Origin of the sequence: Pseudomonas fluorescens NCIMB 11764 (genome assembly GCF_000293885.2) — a bacterium.
GTDB classification, from domain to species: Bacteria; Pseudomonadota; Gammaproteobacteria; order Pseudomonadales; family Pseudomonadaceae; genus Aquipseudomonas; species Aquipseudomonas fluorescens_B.
The window spans coordinates 999,294-1,022,747 of record NZ_CP010945.1; the positions used below are offsets into that span (position 1 = coordinate 999,294).

23 protein-coding genes are annotated in these 23,454 nt (G+C 59.4%); 15 read left to right on the forward strand and 8 right to left on the reverse strand.

Annotated features, from left to right (window positions below):
* Positions 1-224 precede the first annotated feature (224 nt).
* The gene (locus B723_RS04640; protein WP_017341589.1) at positions 225-539 is read left to right on the forward strand and encodes a hypothetical protein; all 315 of its coding nucleotides are present in this window, start codon (positions 225-227) and stop codon (positions 537-539) included.
* A gap of 60 nt (positions 540-599) precedes the next feature.
* Here the strand turns inward: B723_RS04640 and B723_RS04645 are convergent, their stop codons facing one another.
* Positions 600-3,467 (reverse strand): EAL domain-containing protein, encoded by a 2,868-nt coding sequence (locus tag B723_RS04645; protein WP_031319185.1) that lies wholly within the window; start codon positions 3,465-3,467, stop codon positions 600-602.
* Between the two features lie 258 nt (positions 3,468-3,725).
* Between B723_RS04645 and uvrD the strand changes: the two genes are divergently transcribed.
* From uvrD to B723_RS04660, 3 genes are all read left to right on the forward strand, one after another.
* Positions 3,726-5,909, forward strand: a complete 2,184-nt coding sequence (gene uvrD / locus B723_RS04650; RefSeq protein ID WP_017341590.1) for a DNA helicase II — start codon at positions 3,726-3,728, stop codon at positions 5,907-5,909.
* A 222-nt stretch (positions 5,910-6,131) separates the two neighbouring features.
* On the forward strand, positions 6,132-7,004 hold the full coding sequence (locus B723_RS04655; protein ID WP_017341591.1) for a Tim44 domain-containing protein: 873 nt from the start codon (positions 6,132-6,134) through the stop codon (positions 7,002-7,004).
* Positions 7,005-7,139: 135 nt separating this feature from the next.
* Positions 7,140-7,547 (forward strand): SMI1/KNR4 family protein, encoded by a 408-nt coding sequence (locus tag B723_RS04660; RefSeq protein WP_017341592.1) that lies wholly within the window; start codon positions 7,140-7,142, stop codon positions 7,545-7,547.
* Positions 7,548-7,568: 21 nt separating this feature from the next.
* Here the strand turns inward: B723_RS04660 and B723_RS04665 are convergent, their stop codons facing one another.
* The gene (locus B723_RS04665) at positions 7,569-9,332 is read right to left on the reverse strand and encodes a cation:proton antiporter (RefSeq protein ID WP_017341593.1); all 1,764 of its coding nucleotides are present in this window, start codon (positions 9,330-9,332) and stop codon (positions 7,569-7,571) included.
* 285 nt (positions 9,333-9,617) lie between these two features.
* Between B723_RS04665 and B723_RS04670 the strand changes: the two genes are divergently transcribed.
* A complete protein-coding gene (locus tag B723_RS04670; protein WP_010465381.1) occupies positions 9,618-10,100 on the forward strand; it encodes an acyl-CoA thioesterase in 483 nt (160 codons plus the stop codon).
* Positions 10,101-10,248: 148 nt separating this feature from the next.
* On the opposite strand, the gene pdxY is transcribed toward B723_RS04670, so the two are convergent.
* A complete protein-coding gene (pdxY, locus tag B723_RS04675) occupies positions 10,249-11,121 on the reverse strand; it encodes a pyridoxal kinase PdxY (protein WP_017341594.1) in 873 nt (290 codons plus the stop codon).
* A 118-nt stretch (positions 11,122-11,239) separates the two neighbouring features.
* On the opposite strand from pdxY, the gene B723_RS04680 reads away from it, so the two are divergent.
* The gene (locus tag B723_RS04680; protein WP_017341595.1) at positions 11,240-11,653 is read left to right on the forward strand and encodes a DUF3301 domain-containing protein; all 414 of its coding nucleotides are present in this window, start codon (positions 11,240-11,242) and stop codon (positions 11,651-11,653) included.
* Between the two features lie 33 nt (positions 11,654-11,686).
* Here the strand turns inward: B723_RS04680 and B723_RS04685 are convergent, their stop codons facing one another.
* Entirely contained in the window at positions 11,687-12,652 is a 966-nt protein-coding gene (locus tag B723_RS04685) for a CobW family GTP-binding protein (protein ID WP_017341596.1), read from the reverse strand.
* A gap of 27 nt (positions 12,653-12,679) precedes the next feature.
* Here B723_RS04685 and B723_RS04690 point away from each other — a divergent pair, with 27 nt between their 5' ends.
* The gene (locus B723_RS04690; RefSeq protein ID WP_017341597.1) at positions 12,680-13,036 is read left to right on the forward strand and encodes a hypothetical protein; all 357 of its coding nucleotides are present in this window, start codon (positions 12,680-12,682) and stop codon (positions 13,034-13,036) included.
* A gap of 4 nt (positions 13,037-13,040) precedes the next feature.
* On the opposite strand, the gene B723_RS04695 is transcribed toward B723_RS04690, so the two are convergent.
* Together B723_RS04695 and zigA are read right to left on the reverse strand one after the other, a co-directional pair.
* Positions 13,041-13,691: a DUF1826 domain-containing protein gene (locus B723_RS04695; RefSeq protein WP_017341598.1), complete on the reverse strand. Its 651-nt coding sequence runs from the start codon at positions 13,689-13,691 to the stop codon at positions 13,041-13,043.
* Positions 13,691-14,899: a zinc metallochaperone GTPase ZigA gene (zigA, locus tag B723_RS04700; RefSeq protein ID WP_017341599.1), complete on the reverse strand. Its 1,209-nt coding sequence runs from the start codon at positions 14,897-14,899 to the stop codon at positions 13,691-13,693. Before zigA ends, B723_RS04695 begins: the two co-directional genes overlap by 1 nt.
* A gap of 144 nt (positions 14,900-15,043) precedes the next feature.
* Between zigA and B723_RS04705 the strand changes: the two genes are divergently transcribed.
* Positions 15,044-15,421, forward strand: coding sequence for a hypothetical protein (locus B723_RS04705; protein ID WP_017341600.1), 378 nt, complete (start codon positions 15,044-15,046; stop codon positions 15,419-15,421).
* On the opposite strand, the gene B723_RS04710 is transcribed toward B723_RS04705, so the two are convergent.
* Positions 15,418-16,614, reverse strand: coding sequence for an N-acetylmuramoyl-L-alanine amidase (locus B723_RS04710; RefSeq protein ID WP_017341601.1), 1,197 nt, complete (start codon positions 16,612-16,614; stop codon positions 15,418-15,420). The genes B723_RS04705 and B723_RS04710 overlap by 4 nt on opposite strands.
* An 86-nt stretch (positions 16,615-16,700) precedes the next feature.
* Here B723_RS04710 and folE2 point away from each other — a divergent pair, with 86 nt between their 5' ends.
* From folE2 to B723_RS04745, 7 genes are read left to right on the forward strand one after another with little or no spacing between them, the layout of a single operon-like run.
* The gene (gene folE2, locus B723_RS04715) at positions 16,701-17,597 is read left to right on the forward strand and encodes a GTP cyclohydrolase FolE2 (RefSeq protein WP_017341602.1); all 897 of its coding nucleotides are present in this window, start codon (positions 16,701-16,703) and stop codon (positions 17,595-17,597) included.
* Entirely contained in the window at positions 17,594-18,262 is a 669-nt protein-coding gene (locus B723_RS04720) for a metal ABC transporter ATP-binding protein (protein ID WP_017341603.1), read from the forward strand. Before folE2 ends, B723_RS04720 begins: the two co-directional genes overlap by 4 nt.
* Entirely contained in the window at positions 18,262-19,128 is an 867-nt protein-coding gene (locus B723_RS04725) for a metal ABC transporter permease (RefSeq protein ID WP_017341604.1), read from the forward strand. Before B723_RS04720 ends, B723_RS04725 begins: the two co-directional genes overlap by 1 nt.
* An 11-nt stretch (positions 19,129-19,139) precedes the next feature.
* A complete protein-coding gene (locus B723_RS04730; protein ID WP_017341605.1) occupies positions 19,140-20,015 on the forward strand; it encodes a metal ABC transporter substrate-binding protein in 876 nt (291 codons plus the stop codon).
* Positions 20,012-20,572 (forward strand): DapH/DapD/GlmU-related protein, encoded by a 561-nt coding sequence (locus B723_RS04735; protein ID WP_017341606.1) that lies wholly within the window; start codon positions 20,012-20,014, stop codon positions 20,570-20,572. The genes B723_RS04730 and B723_RS04735 overlap by 4 nt, the downstream gene beginning before the upstream one ends.
* A 3-nt stretch (positions 20,573-20,575) precedes the next feature.
* Entirely contained in the window at positions 20,576-21,913 is a 1,338-nt protein-coding gene (locus tag B723_RS04740; protein ID WP_017341607.1) for a dihydroorotase, read from the forward strand.
* A gap of 17 nt (positions 21,914-21,930) precedes the next feature.
* Complete coding sequence (locus B723_RS04745) at positions 21,931-22,821, forward strand: His/Gly/Thr/Pro-type tRNA ligase C-terminal domain-containing protein (RefSeq protein WP_017341608.1); 891 nt, start codon at positions 21,931-21,933, stop codon at positions 22,819-22,821.
* A 64-nt stretch (positions 22,822-22,885) separates the two neighbouring features.
* Here the strand turns inward: B723_RS04745 and B723_RS04750 are convergent, their stop codons facing one another.
* Positions 22,886-23,407, reverse strand: a complete 522-nt coding sequence (locus B723_RS04750; protein ID WP_017341609.1) for a DUF3617 domain-containing protein — start codon at positions 23,405-23,407, stop codon at positions 22,886-22,888.
* Positions 23,408-23,454 lie beyond the last annotated feature (47 nt).

Below are 23,454 nucleotides of genomic sequence, written 5' to 3' on the forward strand. Positions count from 1 at the left end.
ACCCATTTTCAGCGCTCCAGCGCAAACCGCAGTACACCCTTGAGGCTGACAAGCCCCCCCTGATCGGCCTCCTCGAAACCTTCGGAACTTAGTTACCCAAACAACAAATTGATTAAACACTCAAACTTACAAATACAACTAAGAACCTTCTTCCAAAAACAACTCCACCTAGTTACTTTGATCGTGCAGGACGCAATCAAACTTAATTACAGGAGTTACACACCATGACCATTAAAACCAAAAACTGGACCGCACAAATCGACCGCATGCCTGGCGCAGCTTCTTTCCGCGCCTTCGGCACCGTAACCGTTGCACACACGGGAATTACCCCTAAACTGGTGATGACTGCGATGCAGGATAAATCCTTTGACTTGCGATTGGAGTTGCTTCTTGAAAACTCCAGCGAAGTTTCGCTGCAAGTTGAAACAGACAAAGTTGTCGAATATAAGTCGCTGGGCAATTCCAATGTTTCAGGTGTGAGCATCTTCTATAAAGGTGAAAAAATTCACCATATCGACGACGTTCTGATTACAAACTAAGTCTATAAATACCTTCCCGTCACTTTGCGTGGCGGGAAGGTTGGATTGAGCGGCGTATTTTCAGTCGACGGATTGCGCGCGCAGCAGGTCCGCCAACCCACCCGCTTCTATCGGGCGACTGATCAGATACCCCTGCACTTCATCACAACGCTCAGCCTTCAAGAATTCAAGCTGCTCCGGCCGCTCCACACCTTCGGCGACTACCTTCAACGACAACCCGTGAGCCATCGCAATGATCGCCCGGGTGATCGCGGCATCCACACTGCCCTCCCCCAGACCGCGGATAAACGCCTGATCGATCTTCACGTAATCCACCGGAATACGCTTGAGGTAGCTCAGGGATGAATACCCGGTGCCAAAATCGTCGATGGCCAGTTTCACCCCAAGATCACGCAACTGCTGGAAGGTAGCGATGATATGTTCGACGCTGTCCAGCAACTGGCTTTCCGTGAGTTCCAGTTCGAGGTAGTGCGGCGCCAGGCCGGTTTCCTCCAAGACCTGACGCACCAGGCTGACCAGCTTGCCCTGCCGCAACTGATGCACCGACAAATTGACCGACACTCGAATCGGCTCCAGCCCCTGACGCTGCCATTCGCAGGCCTGCCAGCATGCCTGGCGCAACACAAACTCGCCGATCGGGCCGATCAGCCCGGTCTCCTCGGCCAGGCCGATAAAATCTCCTGGCGGCACGCTGCCCATGGTCGGATGATCCCAGCGAACCAAGGCCTCGGCCGCATTCAGCCGGCCCGTGGCGAGGCAAAGCTTGGGTTGATAAAACACCTTCAGCTGTTTCTCTTCGATGGCTTTACGCAACTGGTTTTCCAGCTGCAAACGCTCGAGCGTGCTGGCTTGCAGGCTATCGGTGTAGAACTGGAAATTGTTGCCGCCCAGGTGTTTGGCATGTTGCATGGCCATGTTCGACTGGCTCACCAGCGCAGAGATTTCCCGAGCGTTGTCCGGCAACATGCTGATGCCCATGGAGGCACTGACGACCAACTCATGCCCTTCAACGGTCACCGGCACACGCAATTTGGACGACAGTCGCGTCGCCACTCGCGCCAGGCTTGAGAGGCTGCCGTAAGCATCGAACAACACCGCGAACTCATCGCCGGACAATCGCGCAATGGTGTCTGCTTCCGGCAAAGCATTGACCAGCCGTCGGGCCATCTTCTGCAACAACTGGTCGGCAATTTCATGACCCAGGCTGTCGTTGAGTAACTTGAAACGGTCCAGGTTGATGTGCAACAACGCCAGACTGCGCCCGCCCTGGCGCACGCGCTGATGGGCTTCACGCAACCGTTCGCGGAACAACGAACGATTGGCCAGGCCGGTCAGTTCGTCGTAGTGGGTCAGGTAGCGCATGCGCTCCTCGGATTCGCGCCGCGCCGATAGATCGGCGAAGAAACCGACGATATGGCTGACATTTCCCCGCATATCGCGCACTGCGTTCAATTGCAGCCATTGCGGATACAGCTCGCCGTTCTTGCGGGTTTCCACCAGTTCGCCCTGCCAACTGCCGTGCTGCTCCAGGGCCTGATGAATCGCCCCATAGTGGCGGCGGGCGTCGCGACTGCACGGCAACTCCACCACATTGCGCCCGAGCATGTCGTCGATGTCATAACCCGTTAAGCGGCTGAACGCTTGATTGACCGCGATGAGTGCGTAATTCGGATCGAAAATCATGATGCCTTCACTGGCCGCCTCGAACACCGTCGCCGCCAATTGCTGTTGCGCTTCCTGGCTCTTGCTGGCACTGATGTCGCGCCGGGTGCCGACCATGCGGAGCACCCGGCCGCTTTCGCTGCGCTCAACCGCTCGACCGCGGTCCTCGATCCAGACCCAATGACCATCGCCATGGCGCACGCGGTACTCAATCTGATAGTCCTCGCTACGCCCCTTCAGATGCTCGACCAGCGCGCGCTTCAGCGACGGTAAATCCTCGGGATGCAGGCGCGGCTTGAGGTGCCGCAGCATGGCCGTCACGAATTCCGGCTCCAGGCCGAACAATTCCTGAATATGGGTGTGATGGACTTCGTCGGTCTGCAGGTTCCAGTCCCATAGCCCCAGCTCACTGGCCTTCAACGCCAGTGCCAGGCGCGCCTCGCTTTTGCTCAAGGCCTGATTGGCCGCATCCAGCTCCAGGCTGCGCTGGGCGACGCGGCTTTCCAGCCCGATCTGAATTTCTCGCAACTCGTCTTCGGCACGACGGCGCTGATCGATTTCTTTAGCCAGATCGTGGTTCAGCTGGTCGCTACGGCTCTGAGCCTGCTGCAAGTGTTCGATCAGTGCCTGATTCTGGAAGCGGCGCAACAACCCGCGGTCAATCAGCCGATTGACCTGCCAGGCGACCACGCTCAACGCCCCCAGCAAAATCAGCCCGAACCAGCCCCAGCCCTGCTCTTGCGTGTCGCCGCCCCAGAACAGATAGGCGATGGCGGGCAACAGACAGGGCAAGGTAAAGGATAGAAACGCCGGCAGACTGACCGCGTAGGCCACGCTGGCCGAGAGGGCTGCCGCGCCGATCAGGCCGAACACCCAGGCTTGCTGGATGAAATTGTCGGCCGGCACCAGCGCAATGCCGGCGCCGGCCAGGGTCAGGCCGGTCATGGCCGAACCCAGCAAAAACATGCGTCGCCAGACCGGATGCGCCTGGCGATTGGGGATGGCGGAATCGAAGGCCGCGACCTGGATCACCCGCAACGCTACCAGCGACAACAACCATATCAGCCAGATGCTGACCAGAAAGTAGCGCCGCGGACTCCAGAGTAATCCCGCGCACACCAGGCCATTGATCAGCATGAACAGCGTCGGCAGCAGCGAGCCCTGGTAAAGCAGGCGCGTGCGCTCGACCGCCATTTCCATGGCGTACTGTTTGCGGATAACCCGGGGCTCCACGGAAGGGCCCGACAGGTCGGAGCTGAGGGTCATAGGCAATGTTCTTGTTCTTATAATGATGAGCATGAGCCCGAAACGTGAACGGAGCATACACAAGCCAATGCCCTTACCAAACTGCTCCAGATCATAATTTTTACGAAAGCCCGGACCCCTTTTGCCCCCTGAAAACGCTGGAAGCGAGCCCCGCCAGCGCTTGCAGCCAGTGACCGACCGGTCGTCTTGCGCGTATCTTTCATCGGCTAAAGCAAAGCGGGGTTTGCCCGGTGTGACCTGGCCCCCTAGAATGCCCCGATGCGCGATGATCTCTCCCTTCTGCTGAACTCCCTCAACGATGCCCAACGCCAGGCCGTAGCTGCCTCCGTGGGTCGTCAGTTGGTCCTGGCCGGTGCTGGTTCCGGTAAAACCCGAGTGCTGGTGCACCGTATCGCCTGGTTGATCCAGGTCGAGAACGCCTCGCCCCACTCAATCCTGTCGGTGACCTTTACCAACAAGGCCGCTGCCGAGATGCGTCATCGCATCGAGCAACTGATGGGTATCAACCCGGCCGGCATGTGGGTTGGCACCTTCCACGGCCTGGCGCACCGCTTGCTGCGGGCGCACTGGCAGGAGGCCGGCCTGAGCCAGACCTTCCAGATTCTCGACAGCGACGACCAGCAACGACTGGTCAAGCGGGTGATCCGCGAGCTGGGCCTGGACGAGCAACGCTGGCCGGCCCGTCAGGCCCAGTGGTTCATCAACGGGCAGAAAGACGAAGGCCTGCGCCCGCAACACATTCAAGCCAGCGGCGATCTGTTCCTGGCGACCATGCGCAGCATTTATGAAGCCTATGAAGCCGCGTGCCTGCGCGCCGGTGTCATCGACTTCTCCGAACTGCTGCTGCGTGCCCTTGATCTGTGGCGCGATCACCCTGGCCTGCTGGCGCACTATCAGAAGCGCTTCCGGCACATTCTGGTGGACGAGTTCCAGGACACCAACGCCGTGCAGTACGCCTGGTTGCGTCTACTGGCCAAGGGCGGCGACAGCCTGATGGTGGTCGGCGACGACGATCAGTCGATCTACGGCTGGCGCGGCGCGAAAATCGAGAACATCTACCAGTACTCCGACGATTTCCCGGACGCCGAGACCATCCGCCTGGAGCAGAACTACCGCTCCACTGCCGGCATCCTCAAAGCCGCCAACGCCCTGATCGCCAACAACACCGGGCGCATGGGCAAAGAGCTGTGGACCGATGGCGGCGAAGGCGAAGCCATTAACCTGTACGCCGCGTTCAACGAACACGACGAGGCACGCTACGTGGTGGAAACCATCGAAAGCGCGCTGAAAACCGGCCTGGCTCGCAGCGATATCGCGATTTTGTACCGCTCCAACGCCCAATCGCGCGTTTTGGAAGAAGCCTTGCTGCGCGAGCGCATTCCGTACCGCATCTATGGCGGTCAGCGCTTCTTCGAGCGGGCAGAAATCAAAAACGCCATGGCTTACCTGCGTTTGCTGGAAGGCCGTGGCAACGATGCAGCGCTGGAGCGGGTGATCAACGTTCCGGCCCGTGGCATCGGTGAGAAAACCGTTGAAGCGATTCGGGACCATGCGCGCCACAGCGATGTGTCGATGTGGGAAGCGATGCGCCTGCTGGTCGCGAATAAAGGACTGACCGGCCGTGCCGCCGGTGCACTTGGCGCGTTTATCGAGCTGATCGAGAACCTCGCCGCCAAGTGCACGGAAATGCCACTGCACCTGATGACCCAGACCGTCATCGAGCAGTCCGGACTGATTGCCTATCACGAAGCGGAAAAAGGCGAGAAAGGACAAGCCCGGGTAGAAAACCTTGAGGAATTGGTCAGCGCTGCGCGCAACTTCGAAAACTCGGAAGAGGATGAAGACCTGACGCCACTGGCGGCATTCCTCGGTCACGCGTCGCTGGAAGCTGGCGATACTCAGGCCGACGAGCACGAAGACAGCATTCAGTTGATGACCCTGCACAGCGCCAAAGGCCTGGAATTTCCCTACGTGTTCCTGGTGGGCATGGAAGAGGGTCTATTCCCGCACAAGATGAGCCTGGAAGAGCCTGGCCGTCTTGAAGAGGAACGGCGCCTGGCTTATGTCGGTATCACCCGCGCCATGCAGAACCTGGTGATGACCTACGCGGAAACCCGACGCCTGTATGGTAGTGAGACCTACAACAAGGTGTCGCGTTTCGTACGTGAAGTGCCGAAAGGCCTGATCCAGGAAGTACGGCTTTCCAACAGTGTCAGCCGTCCGTTTGGCGGTGGTCAGCAGCAGAGTTCCAGCAGCCTGTTTGGCGGCAGCGAGATTCCCGACACCGGGTTCAGTCTCGGCCAGGCTGTCCGGCATTCGGTGTTTGGCGATGGCGTGATCCTGAACTTCGAAGGCGCCGGGGCTCAGGCGCGGGTGCAGGTGAACTTCAGCGAAGGCAGCAAGTGGCTGATGCTCGGTTACGCCAAGCTGGAAGCGATCTGACGCTCCTGTACGGCGTTCTGTAGGCGCGAGCTCGCGCCTACAGAGGCCATTGCTACCGAACTAAATCCCGAATCCTACAGACCAAAGTTAACTGGCCTTATTGCGCTGACTGAAGCTGAACGCAACCTGTCAGGCAAAAGCCCGAAACACTCTGCCGCTAGCCAGTAACACTTCAGCTGTGCAACATGGCGCGCGTGCCTTCCACAAATGGGAATTCCCTTTATGAAACGTTTTCTTAGCATCGCCATGGCGTTGTGCATCGGCCTGACGATGAGCCTCGACGCCAACGCCAAGCGCTTTGGTGGCGGCAAGAGCTCCGGCGCTGCGCCGACTCACCAGACCAGCCAAATGGCTCCTTCTTCAGCTGCAGGTGGCGCTGCAGCCACTGCGGGCGCGGCGGGTGCCGCTGGCGCTGCCGCCAAGGCCGGCGGTGCTTCGCGCTGGCTCGGCCCTCTGGCCGGCATCGCTGCCGGTGGCCTGCTGGCCTCCATGTTCATGGGCGGCGGCTTCCAGGGCATGCAGATCTTCGACATCCTGATCATGGCGGTCATCGCCTTCCTGGTCTTCCGTTTCATCGCCGCTCGTCGTCGCAAGCAGCAGGAGCACCTGGCGCCAGCCGGCGCGCCGATGCAACGTGAAGTGTTCGAGCAGAAGCCTGCTGGCATGGGTTCGATCTTCGGTGGTTCGGCCGCTCCGGTTGCCGCTCGTCCGGTCATCAATGCGCCAGCCTGGTTCAATGAAAAGAACTTCATTGAAGCGGCCCGCAACCACTTCCAGTCCCTGCAGCAACACTGGGACGCCAATGAAATGGACAAGATCGCCGAGTTCGTGACCCCGCAACTGCTCGAGTTCCTCAAGCGCGAACGTGCCGACCTGGGTGAAGGTTTCCAGTCCACCTACATTGATAACCTCAATGTACAACTGGACGGCGTCGATGATCGTGCCGACAAGACCATCGCCACCCTGACCTTCAGCGGTGTGTCGAAGACCTCGCGTTTCGACCAGGGCGAAGTGTTCAGCGAAAGCTGGAACATGGAACGTCCGCAGGGCGAAAACCAGCCTTGGCTGGTCGCCGGTATCCGCCAGAACGGTTGAACCGACCCGCGTTAAATGTGTCGCAACAAAACCCCGGCCTCGGCCGGGGTTTTCTATTTCGCGGTTGCATCTATAGCGAGCTACTGTATAAACCGCCCCAACTGAACCGCGCCATCAAGCAAGAGGATCCCGGACGTGGAAGAAATCATCGAACAACTGCGTGAAGCCAACGAACCGGTACCGGTCCCCTTGGAGTTGCCCGACGAAGATCTGCTGGTCGAAATCGAAGAACAACTGTTCATCGACATCCCGTTTGTCTTCAGAGAATTTTTGCTGACCGTCAGCGACGTGGTCTACGGCAGCCTGGAGCCGGTGACCGTCACCGACCCGCAATCCCACACCTACCTGCCGGACGTTGCCGCCAACGCCTGGGATGCCGGCGTTGATCGCAGCATGATTCCGATCTGCCAGGACGGCGACAACTACTACCTGGTCGAAGAAGACGGCACCGTAGTGTTGTGGCTGGCCGAGGAAGAACTGATCGCCGAAGAGACCTGGGAATCGGTGTGGCACTGGGCGCGGGACGTCTGGCTGGAAAGCTGAGCCGTCTGACGCACCGCGTGGTCAATGCCCGGACGATTCCTTGTGGTTGTCCAGGGTTTCCAGCAAGGCCACCTGCATCCGCGTGTGCACGCGGATGAACCAGCGCCAGAGCAGCGCTGCCACGGCGGCCGCGACCACGACAATCAGTACCAGCAACTTGTTGGTCGGCAGAATACTGGCCGACAAGGCTGCCAACAGCAGGAAGATCACCAGCAGCGAGAGGATCGGGATCACTTCGGCGATCACCCGACGCACTCGCTGCGTGTGGCGGCCGGCCATCTCCGGTTTCACGCCCATCTCCGCCAACAGCATCGACAGCGCCTTGAGCTTGCGATAGGCGGCGATCAGGAACGGCAGCGACAACAGCAACGCCCCGCCCCAGATCAATGCTTTCTGCCAGCTGGGGTCGCTGATCCAGTCTTGCAGGTAAGCCGACATTCGCTCGGCGAAATAAGCACCCGAGAAGAAGATCGCAATCACCAGCGCCAGATTGACGCCCACCTGTAACAGAATCCGCCTAATCATCGACACCAGTAGCGCGCCCTCGCCCTGTGGCTGGATGCTGCGCAGCCATTCGCCGTACATCCCCAGCACGCGACCCAGCCGCTGCGGCATCACGCCAGCCAGTTTGATCGACAGCGGATCAGCGGCACGGATCAGATAAGGCGTCAGCAGCGTCGTAATCACCGACACCGCCACGGCGACCGGATAGAGGAAGTTGCTGGTGACCTGCAGGGTCATGCCCAACGCCGCAATGATGAAAGAAAATTCGCCAATCTGTGAAAGCCCCATTCCCACGCGCAGTGAGGTGCGTCCGTCATTGCCGGCGATAAAGGCGCCGAGACCGCAGGACAACATCTTGCCGAGTACGACGGCCACGGTTATTACCGCAATCGGCCACGCGTACTGCAGCAATATCATCGGATCGAGCATCAGCCCGATGGCCACAAAGAAGATCGCACTGAACAGGTCACGAACCGGCTCGATCAAGCGCTCAATCTTCAGCAACTGCCGGGATTCAGCCATGATCGCGCCGATCAGGAACGCGCCGAGAACCATGCTGTATTCGAGCTTGACCACCAGCAGACAGAAGCCGAAACACAGGCCCAGCACGGTGATCAACAGCATCTCGTTGCTTTCGAATTTGGCCACGTAGGCCAGCAGCCGCGGCACCAGCAAAATCCCGATGACCAGCGCGACGATCATGAACAACGACAGCTTGCCGACCGTGGAAAACACTTCACCGGAACTGACCGTGCCGCTGACCGCGATGCTCGACAGCAAGGCAATGATGCCGATGCCAAGAATGTCCTCGACAATCAACACACCGAAGATCAACTGCGCGAAGCGCTCGTTCTTCATCTTCAGGTCATTGAGTGCCTTGACGATGATGGTGGTCGAGGAGATCGCCAGGATCGCGCCGAGGAACAGCGAGTCCATGGTGTTCCAGTCGAACCAGCGACCGATTTCGTAGCCGATCCAGATCATCAGCACGATTTCCAGGAACGCCGCGATAAACGCCGTGGCACCGACCTTGAACAGTTTGCGCAGGCTGAACTCCAGGCCCAGGCAGAACATCAGGAAGATCACCCCGAGTTCGGCGAGGGTCTTGATCGTTTCTTCGTCGTGGATCAAACCGAACGGTGGCGTGTGCGGGCCGATGATGAAGCCGGCGACGATATAGCCAAGCACCACCGGTTGCTTGAAGCGATGGAACAGCACGGTCACCACACCCGCGACCAACATGATCACTGCCAGATCCTGAATAAAACTGATGGCATGCATGGTGTGGGGCTCCTTGAGTGACATTGCTCACGCGCCAGACGCGGGAAAGGTCTGATCGAGCAGAGTAAAAATCCGCTTTCCGCGTAGGAATTGCCCTTGGGGTGGGCTTTTTGAAGGGTAACACCGCGACTTCCGGCAGAAAGGCGGTGCAATATATGGAAACAGATCGATCCGGCGTGACGACGACCACCCGCCCGGCGTCCCGATAACTGTGGTTTGAAAAAACCGACCAGGCACCCACAGAGGTGCACTCCTCCGAAACCTGCCTTGAACCGTGAGAACGCTATGGAACCCGGAAACGCCCAGCTGTCGATGACGGTATTGATGACCCCCGACATGGCCAACTTCTCTGGCAATGTCCACGGCGGCACGTTGCTCAAGTACCTCGACGAAGTCGCCTACGCCTGCGCCAGCCGTTATGCCGGCCGCTACGTGGTGACCCTGTCGGTGGATCAGGTGATTTTTCGCGAGCCGATTCATGTCGGCGAACTGGTGACCTTTCTGGCTTCGGTCAATTACACCGGCAACACCTCCATGGAGGTGGGCATCAAGGTGGTGACCGAAAACATCCGCGAACGCTCGGTGCGTCACACCAACAGCTGTTTCTTCACCATGGTGGCGGTGGACGACGATCGCAAACCGGCTGCCGTCCCGCCGTTGCAACCGCAGAACAGCGAGGACAAACGCCGTTTCATGCAGGCCCAGCAGCGTCGTCAGATTCGTCAGGAACTGGAAAAGCGCTATCAGGAGATCAAGGGCGACGCCTGAGCTGGCCAGACAGTTTCAGGGTGTTCTTCAGACAGCTTTCGCGAGCAAGCCCGCTCCACACACTCATTCTTCATTGAACACAAAGTTTGTGTCCGACAAAGATCCGATGTGGGGACGGGCCTGCTCGCGAATAGGTTCAACGTCGAACTCAGAGACTGATCGCCGTCGCTTCAAACCGCACCCGCGGATGCGCAATCCGGTCCTGAGCCCGCACCAACTCCAGTTCATAGCTGGCGCACGCCTGGGTTTCCAGCAGCACCTCATGCACCGCCGATGCTGCAAACTCGAACGCCGCCACCAGGCTATCGCCCAGCAGCACACGCGCCAGAAACAGCCCGGAAGTCAGGTCGCCAACGCCCACCGGCTGACGCGGAAACGCCAGCATCGGACGTCGCAGGTGCCAGCTTCCTTCGCTCGTCACCAGCAACATTTCAAACGCATCCTCCGGTTTGCCGGGATAGGCCAGATGCTTGACCAGCACCGCTTTCGGGCCGCGCGCCAGCAACGCGCGCGCCATGGCCAGGCAATCGAACAGCGACTGCGGCTTGCGCCCTGAGAAGCTGTCCAGCTCCAGCTGGTTCGGGCACATGAAGTCCGCCACGGCAGCGGCTTCTTCCAGCAGGAAATCGCTGACTTCTGCCGGCACGCTGCAGCCTTTCTCCGGATGGCCCATTACCGGGTCACACAGATACAGCGCCTTTGGATTCATCGATTTGATCCGCGCCACGCCCGTCAGAATCGCCCGGCCCTGGGCCGCACTGCCGAGGTAACCGGACAATACGGCATCGCAATTGCCCAACTCTCCGATCGCCGCAATGCCTTCGACCAATTCGGGAATCTGGTGTGGCGACAGCACCTCGCCCGCCCACTGCCCGTACTGAGTGTGGTTGGAGAACTGCACGGTGTTGAGTGGCCAGACATTCACCCCGACCCGCTGCATCGGGAAAACCGCGGCGCTGTTGCCAGCGTGGCCGAACACCACGTGGGACTGGATGGCGAGCAGATGGGGCGTACGTTTCATGCGGTGAGTTCCGTAAAACGATTGAAATTCGAGCCGCGCAGTATGCGACTAAACGCAGCCTGTACGACAGACCGGCGACGCAGTTAAGCTGGCACTATCTTGTTGGAGCACCCTGTTGATGCTGACCCTCGGAAATATCTTCGTGCTGATGCTGCTCGCCACCGCTGGCGCGTGGCTATGGCACAACCATGGCTTGCGCGAGCGCGCGCTGGAGCGGGTCAAGCAGCATTGCAGCAATCTCGGGATCGAGTTGCTGGATGGCAACGTGGCGCTGAAAAAAATTGCATTCATCAAGGATGCCAATGGCCGACGCCGTCTGGCCCGTGTGTATAACTTCGAATTCACGGTGACCGGCGAAACCCGCCATAACGGCACTATCACCCAGTTCGGCGCCCACAGCGCGCAGATCGAACTGGCCCCCTACCCGATGCCCTTCGACGACACGCCTCCGGTGGTCGACGTGGTGAAGCCGCGGGCAGAAGTGATTGAGCTTAGTCAGTGGCGGCAAGAACATACCAAATGGCGTCCATAAATCAAAAGATCGCAGCCTGCGATCTTTTGATCTTTAATTCGAACGACAGCCTGCCAAATCTCTTTGCAGCCGCTCAACATTCTGCGGCTCGCTGAATATCAGCTCAATCCGTGAATCGCGGCGCCATTCGCTGGGCTGCCACTCCAACGCCGAGTTATCCAGTGCATTCGCTGAAACCCACCCCTCGGCACTGTGGATAACCAGCTTCGCTCGCCGCCAGCCAAGACTTTCCAGCCACCGGCCAATTCGCGCTGAATCGAACCTCTGGCTCGGATGCCAGCGCCAGCCGATGCTCCAGCCGCCGTCCTGTTCCTGACTCAGGCAAATCGGTAACGCGGGATCTGTCCAGACGGCCGGCAACTGCGCGACTCCATTGGGTGCGATGAAGTTATCCACACCCGCCACAGCCTGCACCTCAAGGCCGGGTAACGCTTTCAAAGGAAGGATGGCCTGCTGCGTCCAGTACAAGGGACGTGATGGCAAGTGCGCGACAACCTGCTGCCGATCAGCCTCCCCGAGATGTTCAGACTTGTTCAACAGCAACAACCCTGCGCTACTCAACGCCTCCTGCTGCGTCACAGGAAGCGGGTGGCCAGCGGCGAGCGCTTGGGCATCCAGCACCATCACGCAGGGCTGAACCGCCAGCACGCCGACCCAAGGCGCCTCATTCAACTGTCTGAGCAACTGCGCAGGATGGCCGAGCCCTGACGGCTCGATAAACAACCGATCCGGCCGCGCCTTGCGCAGTAAACGCCCGAGGCCGATCTGAAACGGCGCACCATTGACGCAACACAAACAGCCCCCGGCCACCTCACCCAGTGCGATACCATCGGCGTCCCGGGTCAGCAACGCAGCATCGATGCCAATCTGGCCGAACTCGTTGATCAGCACCGCCCAACGCTCGTTCGCCGGCCGCTGGGCCAGCAGGTGCTTGATCAAACTGGTCTTGCCTGCGCCCAATGGGCCGGCAATGACGTGGGTGGGAATGTTCTGCAACATGGTCGGTGTTTTCTGAGGAGGTAAACGATGCGGTTGATCGGCTGGACGTTGCTCTTGGCCCTGGTTTCCGGCGAAGCACTGGCCCAGGCTTGTGTGGTACATAGCACGGCTGAGCGACTGGACGTGAAAGTCTGTCAGCAGAACCGAAACATCCCGGAAAAACTCTTCGCCGATGGCTTCTGTCAGCCGAACCTTCCTGACCAGAAAGTCGAGGTTCAATACGTCGACCAATGCCCCGGCGGCGCATTCGGCGTGTGCAGCAACGCTCAAGTCGCCAATATGCCTTACCGGCAGGATATTCACTATTACGGCGTGGCCACCGACGCGGCGTACCTGAAGCCGTTTTGCGAAGGCCAGAGCCAGGGCAACTGGCTCAAGCCATGAGCCGCTAACCCAGCCAATCGAGGGTCAGGATCAAACGACGCTCGCCCGGCGCGAGCTGCGGCGAGCGGTGAATCAGGCCAAAGCCTTCGTTGCCGTGCCATTTCTCGCCCTTGAGCAAGGCGACGGCGCCGCTGCCGATTTGCTGGATCAGCGAGTTGTCCGTAGGTTCGGCTTCGGGTTGGCTCAACTGGCGACGATCCATCCCCCCTTCTTTCAGCCACTGACTGCCAACACCCGCATACGTGGTAATCAAGCGCACCGGCACATGATCGACGTGAAAGCGCGGGCACATGGCTTTGTCCAGAACCCGCAGACGTACGCCGATACGCTGGGCCCCCAACAGACAGGCGAATGCACTGACCAGCCAGGAAACGTCGGCGATAAAACCTTCATAGCCCTCGAGATCGCGCAAGCCCGAGGCCAATCCGCGGAGGTTGGGTTCAGTGTCTTCGTTGGCGATTTCCAGCGACAACGACTCCGCCAATGGCTCGTTCAAGGACAGCAGCAGGCTGCCAAAATCGGCGATGTGTACCGGGAGTTGGCGCTGCCAGACGGCGAGGTTCACGCCATCATCGAGAATCCCGGCGAGCGCTTGCGGCGTCTCGCCCTGAACTTGAGACATGGCCGGCCGAGGCTTCAAGGTCGGTGCCAACATCACGCCGCTTCCTCTTCATGCCAGGGTCCGAACGGATCAGGCAGCAATCGCCAACCCTCGACGCCGGAGACCATTTCTTCATCGGTCAGCAGGCAATCGTCCAGCTCTGCGGTGAGTCGAGTGAAATCGATGTTCTGGCCGATGAACACCAGTTCCTGGCGACAATCACCGGTGGCGGCGGTCCAGTTGTCCATGATTGCGGCGGTGCTTTCTTCGTCCTGCGGCCATTGGTCTTTCGGCACGAAACGCCACCAGCGTCCGGCAAAACCATGGCGCATCAAACCGCCCGCCTGGGACCAGCTGCCCGCGTCCATCGGCTTGCTCGCCAGCCAGAAAAACCCTTTGGAGCGCAGCAGTTTTCCGTTCACCCATGGCCGGTCGATGAAGCTGAAAAAGCGTTGCGGGTGAAAGGGTCTGCGTGCTCGATAGGCCGTGGAAGCGATACCGTACTCCTCGGTTTCCGGCACGTGCTCGCCGCGCAGCTCCTGCAACCAGCCCGGTGCCTGCGCCGCTTTTTCGAAGTCGAAACGACCGGTATTGAGGATTTTCTGCAGGGGGATCTCACCCATGACCATCGGGATGATCTCGGCTTGCGCATTCAATCGTTCGAGGATCGCGATCAGCTCCTGACGCTCGCGACTGCTGATCAGGTCGATCTTGCTGATCAGGATCACGTCGGCGAATTCGATCTGCTCGATCAACAGATCAGTGATCGAGCGTTCGTCTTCCTCGCCGAGGGTTTCGCCACGAGAAGCGAGGCTTTCGGCGGCCTGATAGTCGAGCAGGAAGTTCATGCCGTCGACCACGGTGACCATGGTGTCGAGCCGTGCGATGTCGGCCAGGCTTTGCCCTTCTTCATCACGGAAAGTGAAGGTTTCCGCCACGGGCAGCGGCTCGGAGATGCCGGTGGATTCGATCAGCAAGTAATCGAAGCGGCCATCCCTGGCGAGTTTGCCGACCTCTTCAAGCAGGTCTTCACGCAAGGTGCAGCAGATGCAGCCGTTGCTCATTTCCACGAGTTTTTCTTCGGCGCGGTTCAGGGTGACGTCACGCTGAACTTCGCTGCCATCAATGTTGATCTCGCTCATATCGTTGACGATCACCGCGACTCGCAGGCCTTCGCGGTTACGCAGCACATAGTTGAGCAGCGTGCTTTTTCCGGCGCCGAGAAAGCCCGACAGGACAGTCACGGGGAGACGATTGGGCATCAGGTAGTCCTCACATTAGATGCCCGGTCGCAGCGTCGGGCTTAGCTAAATGTTACAGTATAACAATGCAATTAAACCACTCCCCTCTTGCCGACCGTGACAAAGGACAGGATGCTGGAGCCCGTTCGTCCTGTGAGAAATCCCATGCGCATTGCCCTGAAATTAACGCTGATGAGCTTTTCGCTGCTGCTCGCCGTAGACACCTGGGCGCAAGTCCCGAGTCTTGCAACATGCACTCGCAGCGCCAACCTGCTGGCCTGCGTGGATGCCGACGGTAACGCTTACAGCGTCAACACTGTCGGCAGCACGATCTACTTGCGCGGCTTCGAACGGGCCAGCAAGCGCTATTGGGCGCAAACCAACAGTCGCTACGGGCAACTGACATTCTTCACCGGGATCGCTTCCGACGGCGAAGCCTGGGTGGGCTATAACCGTCGGGTCGGCTGGACCACCATCAATCGGTTTTCCAGCTCCGGCGGCAGCAGCGCCAGTTTCACCTGCAGCCGGATTACTGGCTGCTAGGCCCGCGCTTTTTGCTGTGCCTGTTGCCAGGCGACGTAGCTGTTGACCGGCGGATTCTTCTGAAAGTAACGCTGTAATCCTTCGAACAAGCCGTCAGCCACGGCCTGCTGATGCCGCGCCGTGACCAGCCGCTGACTGTCGCGAGCGTTGGAAATGAAGCCTGTTTCCACCAGGATCGACGGCACGTCCGGTGACTTCAGCACAGCAAATCCCGCCTGCTCCACACGCTTTTGATGCAGCGTGGTAATGCCCGCCAGACTGCCGAGCACGGTGTTGCCCAACTGCAAACTCGCGGCGAGGGTGGCGTTCATCGACATGTCGAGAATCACCCCGGCAAGCATCGGGTCCTTGTCCTTGAGATTGAGCAGACGGGTGGCACCCAACAGGTCCGCGCCGTTCTCTCGCTGCGCCATGAAGCGCGCCGTGGCCGACGTCGCTCCGCCCTCGGACAAGCAATACACCGAGGCGCCAGAAGCAGTAAGACGCGGTGCTGCATCGGCATGCACCGAGATGAACATGTCGGCGTTGTGCTTGCGGGCAATCTCCACGCGCTTGCGCAGCGGGACGAAGACGTCGTCGTTGCGCACCAGCTTTACGTCGAAGCCTTTCTCGCGCTTCAGCCGTTTGGCCAACAGTTGTGCGATGGCCAGCACCACGTCTTTCTCGCGCTCACCCTTGGCACCGACGGCGCCGGGGTCTTTGCCGCCATGGCCGGGGTCGACCACCACGATGATGTCCCGCTTGGGGTGAGCTTTGTCGACGGCTACCTCGGTCGCAGCTGCGATGTGTAGCGGCGCGGCTGACTTCAGATCGAGCACCAGTCGATGGCCTTGTCCATCCTGCGGCGGCAACAGGAAGCTGTTGAGCTGCACCGGAGCATTGAGATCGAGGACGATCCGCGTATCACCCTGACCAAAATGCCCGGAGTGGATCGAACGAATGACCGTATTGCCGAGGGCCAATTGACTGAAGTCACCACTGAGGTTGGCCCCGCTCAGATCGATGATCAACCGCTCGGGTGCACTCAGGGAAAAGGTCTTGTAGCGAACCGGCCCGCTCAGATCGAACACCAGGCGCAATTTGTCATCCGAACGCCAAAGCCGCGCGTTGCGAATTTGCGTGGCGCCAACACTGAAGGGCAATGCAAAGGCCGCGCTGGCCAGGATCAGGTTGAGCAATTGACGTCTGTGCATGGTGAAAGCCGCTCGTGAAAAAAGGCATAGTCGATTTTAATGTAATAACATAACATGTCGATCCGACTTCCACGATGGACCTGCTCATGAATGCGTTGACTCTGCCGGATATCGCCGCGCAGGCCTCACGCCAAGCCCTGCCACTTGAATGGGTGGGCATGTGCGGCATTGCTCTTCCCATTTTGTTCGATGGCCAACGATTGAGTGCAAAGGCCGACGCGGGCGTCAGCCTCGACGATGGAGAAGCCCGGGGCATTCATATGTCGCGACTGTACCTGGCGCTGGAAATGCTCGAGCAGGAAAGCCTGACGCCAGCCCTGTTGCGGTGTGTCTTGCAGCGATTTTTAGACTCGCACGAAGGTCTATCCAATAGCGCTTACCTGAACATTCACGCTGATTTACTGCTCAAACGGCCGGCGCTTATCAGTCCGTTGTCCGGGTGGAAGAACTATCCGGTTAGCATCGAAGCGCGTTTGAAAAACGCGATGTTCCACGTGGAACTAAAATTCGACATCCCTTATTCCTCAACCTGTCCCTGTTCAGCCGCGCTGTCACGGCAGTTGATTCAACAGCAATTCATCGATGACTTCGCCAACAAGTCACTGCAACACGCCGATGTTTTAGCCTGGCTTGGCTCCACAAAAGGCATCGTTGCGACGCCTCATAGCCAACGCAGCAACGCGCAGCTAAAGCTTCGTCTTGACGACTATCTGGATGACCTGCCACTGATCGCATTGATCAACGATGCCGAAGCCGCCCTCGGCACCGCCGTGCAAACCGCCGTGAAGCGCGCCGACGAACAAGCCTTCGCCCTGGCCAATGGGCAGAACCTGATGTTCTGCGAAGATGCTGTTCGACGCTTGAATCTGGCGTTGAAACGCTCTCCCGGCATCAACGCCTTCCACCTGAAAGTCGTCCACGCAGAAAGCCTTCACGCCCACGACGCCGTCGCCGAAAGTCGATGGAACTGGAAGGCCGCATGATTCGCTGCGAGGCTTTGAGCTGGGGAGCACCCGGACAACCGCTCACACCTATGCTGGATTTCGAATTGCCCAAGGGCAGCCTGACAGCGGTCATCGGTGCCAACGGTTCGGGAAAAAGCAGTTTGCTGAAAGTCATCGCCGGCCTGCAAAAACCACTGACAGGCAAAGTGACCCTTGATGTTCCACGCAAAGGCTCACTCTCATTCCTCCCTCAGCAACAACACCTCGACCGGCAATTTCCGATCAGCTTGCAAGAGTTGGTGGCCGCCGGTTTCTGGGGCAGCAGACAAACACCCGAAGTCCGGAGCCAACGTCTCAAGGCCGCGCTGGAAAAATGGTGCCTGACCGGTCTGGAACAGCGCCCGTTGATGGCCCTCTCCGGCGGCGAATTGCAGCGTGCCCTGCTCGCTCGTTTAAGCCTCGCAGAAGCCCCCTTGCTGTTACTCGACGAACCCCACGCCGCCCTCGATGAACTCGGTCAGTCACTGCTGTGGAAACACCTCCACGCCTGGCACGCTGAAGGCCGAACCCTGGTGGTCGTGTGTCACGACCTGGCCGCTGTTCGCCAACACATTCCTCAAACGCTGCTGATCAAAAGTAGCGGTTGCGTCCTCGGCCCAAGCGTCGACCTGATCCGCCAACAACCCCAAACGCAGGTGGCCTGATGCTCGCTGCCACTCAACTTTGGCAACCCTTCCACGAGTTCGTGTTCATGCGCCGGGCGCTGCTCGGTGGATTGGTACTGGCATGCAGCACGGCACCGCTCGGGGTATTTCTGATCCTGCGGCGCATGAGCCTGATCGGCGATGCGGTCGCCCACGGCATCCTGCCCGGCGCTGCGCTTGGCTTCTGGTTTGCCGGCCTGAGTCTGCCAGCGCTGACGCTCGGCGGTCTCGGCGCCGGCCTGAGCATGGCCGGTCTCGCCGCGTGGATCACTCGCCGCACCGGGCTGCGAGAAGACGCGAGCCTCGCGGCGATCTACCCGATTTCCCTCGCCAGCGGTGTGCTGATCCTCGGCATCGCCGGCAAACGTCTGGACCTGCTGCACCTGTTGTTTGGCTCGGCGCTGGCGGTCGACGGGCCCACGTTGACCGGCATGTTATGGGTCTCAGGATTCAGCCTGATCGCCATGGTGCTTATCTACAAACCGTTGTTGCTGGACACCCTCGACCCACTCTTCCTGCAAACCGTCAGCCGGCTCGGTCCGTTGGCCCATGGCGTGTTTCTGACGCTGGTGGTGCTGAACCTGGTGATTGGTTTTCAGGCCATCGGCGCGCTGATGGTCGTCGGCCTGATGATGTTGCCCGCCGCCGCATCACGCTTCTGGAGCCGTCGCTTGCCCATGTTGATGGGCATCTCCGCCCTGCTCGGCTGCCTCTCGGTCTGGCTCGGATTGTTGCTGTCGTTCTACTACTCACTGCCCAGCGGCCCGGCCATCGTCCTGGTGGCTGGCGGTCTGTATCTGCTGTCCGTGGTGTTCGGACCGGTGCACGGTTTGCTGCGCCGCCCGCCTTTGCTCACATCCCAATGAGGTGTTGCCCGATGCGCGCTTTACTCATGCTGTTCAGCTTGATGCTGTCGATGTCACTGTCCGCTGCGGAAAAACTGCAGGTGGTCACCAGCTTCAGCATCCTCGCCGACATGACTCATCAAGTCGGCGGCGAGCATATCCAGATCACCAACATGGTTGGCCCCGATACCGATGCCCACACGTACGAGCCGACACCGGACGACGCCAAGGCGCTACTGAAAGCCAGCCTGATCATCAAAAACGGCCTGGGTTTCGAGCCATGGCTGGACCGCCTGGTCAGCAGCACCGAGACCAAAGCTCCCGTCATCAGCGCGAGCCACGGTGTCATTCCACGCTCGCTGGATGAAGACGGCGAAACCGTTCCCGACCCTCACGCCTGGCACAATCTGGCGAACACCGAGCTGTATATCAGCAACATTACCAAGGCGTTGATCGCCGCCGACCCAGCGAACAAAGCCGACTATAAACGCAACAGCCAGGCCTACCTGAAACAGATCTACGCGCTACTCGCCGAAGCCAAAGCCAAGCTCGGTTCGCTGCCACCGGGCAACCGCAAGATCGTGACATCCCATGATGCTTTCGGTTATCTCGGTCAGGCCTATGGCATCGACTTCATGGCGCCACAAGGTCTGTCCACCGAGCGCGAGCCGTCGGCCGCCGAAGTCGCTGCGTTGATCACCCAGATTCGTCAGGCCAACGTCAAAGCGGTGTTCATGGAAAACATCAAGGACGCACGGCTGCTCAAGCAGATCGCCGATGAAAGCGGTGCGCACATTGGCGGCACCTTGTACTCCGATGCGCTCTCGGCAAGCGGTCCCGCCAGCACTTTCGCCGGGCTGTTCGAGTACAACCTCAACACCCTGTACGAGGCGTTGAGCAAACCATGATCCGCAAGAACCCTTCAGGCGATTTACCGCTGATTGCCGAATCTGCGTATGTGGATAAAACCGCGATCATCTGCGGCAAAGTGGTGATCGGCGAGAACGTTTTCGTCGGCCCCTACGCCGTGATCCGCGCCGATGAAGTTGACGATTCGGGCACGATGGAGCCGATCACCATTGGCGCCAATTCGAACATCCAGGATGGCGTGGTGATTCACTCCAAGTCCGGAGCAGCGGTCACCATCGGCGAGTTCAGTTCGATTGCTCACCGTTCGATCGTTCATGGTCCGTGCACGGTGGGCGACCGGGTGTTTATCGGCTTCAACAGCGTGCTGTTCAACTGCGCGGTGGGTGATGGCTGCGTGGTGCGGCACAACTCGGTGGTCGACGGCCGCGACTTGCCCACGGATTTCTATGTGCCCTCCACTACTCGCATCGGCCCCAACACCGACCTGTCGCAGTTCCCGCCTGTCAGCGTCAGCGCCTCGGAGTTTTCCGAGGATGTGGCGCGCACCAATGTCGATCTGGTGCGTGGCTACAAAGCCCTGCAAAACGAGTTCTGACCTATGAGCAGCGTGCTGATTCGCAATGCCCGACTGGTGAATGAAGGTCGTGAATCTGACGGTGATCTGCTGGTCAGCCATGGCCGCATCGTCAAGATCGCCGCTAGCATCGACGGTGAAAATGCGACTGTGGAAATCGACGCTGACGGCCAGTGGCTGTTGCCCGGAATGATCGATGATCAGGTGCACTTCCGCGATCCAGGATCGCCTGACAAAGGCAGTTTCTACACCGAATCCCGAGCTGCGGTGGCCGGGGGTATCACCAGTTTCATGGACATGCCCAACACCAATCCACCGACATTGAGTCTGGGAGCACTTGCCGACAAGAAGCGTCGAGCAGCTATCAATTCGGTGGCCAACTACGGCTTTCACTTCGGCGTGAGCAACGACAACCTCGACACCGTCGCCGCACTCAATCCTTGCGAAGTGGCCGGGGTAAAAGTGTTCATGGGTGCGTCCACCGGCAACATGCTGGTGGACGATCCGAGGGTTCTCGAGCGGCTGTTCGCCGAGGTGCCGACGATTCTGTTGGCCCATTGCGAACACACGCCCAGCATCGACGCCAACGCTGCAAATCTGCGAACGCTGTTTGGCGAACACATTCCCGCCGCCGCGCACCCGGTAATCCGCAACGCCGAGGCCTGCTTTCGCTCGTCCTCAATGGCGGTGGATCTGGCCAGGCGCCACGGCACGCGACTTCACGTTCTGCACCTGACCACTGCACGCGAACTGGCGTTGTTCGAAGACAAACCGCTGTCGCAGAAACACATCAGCGCCGAAGTCTGCCTGCACCACTTGCTCTTCGATGATCGCGATTACGCAGACCTTGGCAACCAGATCAAATGCAACCCGGCGATCAAGACTCAGGCTGACCGCGATGCCTTGCGCAACGCCTTGCTGAGCCATCGACTGGACGTCATCGGCAGCGATCATGCGCCGCACACCTGGGCCGAAAAGCAACGCGCCTACGGTCAGTCGCCCTCCGGTCTACCGCTGGTGCAGCACGCCCTCCCCGCGTTGCTGGAGTTGGTGGCGGACAAGGTGTTGCCGATCACTGTGCTCGTGGCCAAGACCAGTCACCGTGTTGCTGATCTGTTTGCTATTCCCGACCGAGGCTATTTGCGCGAAGGTTATTGGGCAGACCTGGTGCTGATCAAACCCGAGCCTGACGGCATTGCCGTCTCCCAGCAGCCAATTCTGTCTCAATGCGGCTGGACGCCCTTTGCCCGACGACGCTTTCGCCACAGCGTCAGCACCACGCTGGTGTCCGGACAAATCGCATGGCGAGACAAATGTCTTAATGACAACTGTCAGGGTTTACCACTACGGTTTATGCGCTAGCACTCGAGAGCACCGACATGATTCAAATCACCCTGAGCGATGGTTCATTGCGTGAATACGACCAACCGTTGTCGGTGTACGAGTTCGCCGCGAGCATCGGTCCCGGTCTGGCCAAGGCAGCTGTCGCCGGGCGGGTTGACGGTGTTCTGGTCGATTGTGAATTCATGATCGGAGCGGATGCCCGGGTCAACATCGTCACGCCGCAAGAGCCAGACGGGCTGGAGATCCTTCGCCGGTCCTGCGCCTTGGTGTTGGGGATGGCCGTGAAACAGCTTTATCCAAAAGCGCATTTGCAGACGGGAGCGGCGTTGGGTGACGGCTTCTTTCATGAGTTCGAGTTAGAGCAGCATTTGAACCTGGTCGACCTTGCCAGCATCGAAGCGCGCATGAAGACACTGGCGGCTACCAATCATTCGATCCGTCGCCGCGCGACGCATACCAAACAGTTATCGTCCTACCTTCTCGGAGACTTCGAGTGTGTGTCGACGGGTCCGCATGTTCCCGCAACCCGAGTGTTGCAGGCCTTCGCCCTTGATCACATCAGCGGTACATCACCACAGCGGGTCTATGGCACCTGTTGGTCCTGCCAGGAGGAACTGGACAACTGGCGGGCACCGCCGCACGTGATGATCATCAGCATGGATGATCGTCAGGCGGAATACGCACAATCGGTGACTGAAGCGTTGCGTCGGAGTGGCGTGCGGGCTCGTGCCGATTTGCGCAACGAGAAAGTCCGCCACAAGATTCGCGAGCATAGTCAGCAAGTGCCGTATCTGGTCGTGATCGGGGAGAAAGAAAAAGAAGGCGGGTTTGTCAGTGTGCGCAGTCACACCGGGGAGGATTTTGGCAGGATGGCGGTTGATGCGGTGTGCAGTTGGCTGCGATCAACAGGGATTGCGGGTGTCTGAATAGACGCCTCGCGAGCAGGCTCGCTCCCACAGAGTGTGCATCATTCCTGTGGGAGCGACGTGTTTAAGCTCTCGGCTTAACAGTCCCGCAATCCTGCCCCAACCAGACCGCACGAGTATCAAGGCTACCCTTTTGCTGAATGCCGGTAGCGTTGAAAGTGCCATTCACCTTGGTGGTGAACTCACGATCGCTCAAGAAAGTCGCCACACCCGCCCCTTGCGCTTTCGGGCAGCTGAAACGGAATTTCCACTGGTTGCCGGTGCGCTCGGTGATTTCCTGTTTGCAGCCCGATTGCGGGTCCGTCAGCGGGATGTTGTCGCTCTTCACTTGCTCCGGCGTCAGGCAAGCGCGAATCCCCTTGCCGCCCATCGTGATGCCCTGTTTCTCCAGCTGCGCCCGCTGTTCCGGGGTGATCTGGCTCTGTATCTGGCCAAGGATCAATTGCAGGTCCGGCAGGTTCTGGTCATCGACCTTCATGTTACTCGAGGTCAATTCCCACAAGCCCGGCTGAAGCATCTGCGCCTGAGCAGCCACAGGAAGAGCCAAACCAAAAGCGACGGCCAAACCCAGCAGACGAACGTTCATCGTGTAACTCCTGATCAGTAGTGGCCGTTAGACGTCAGCCACAGGCT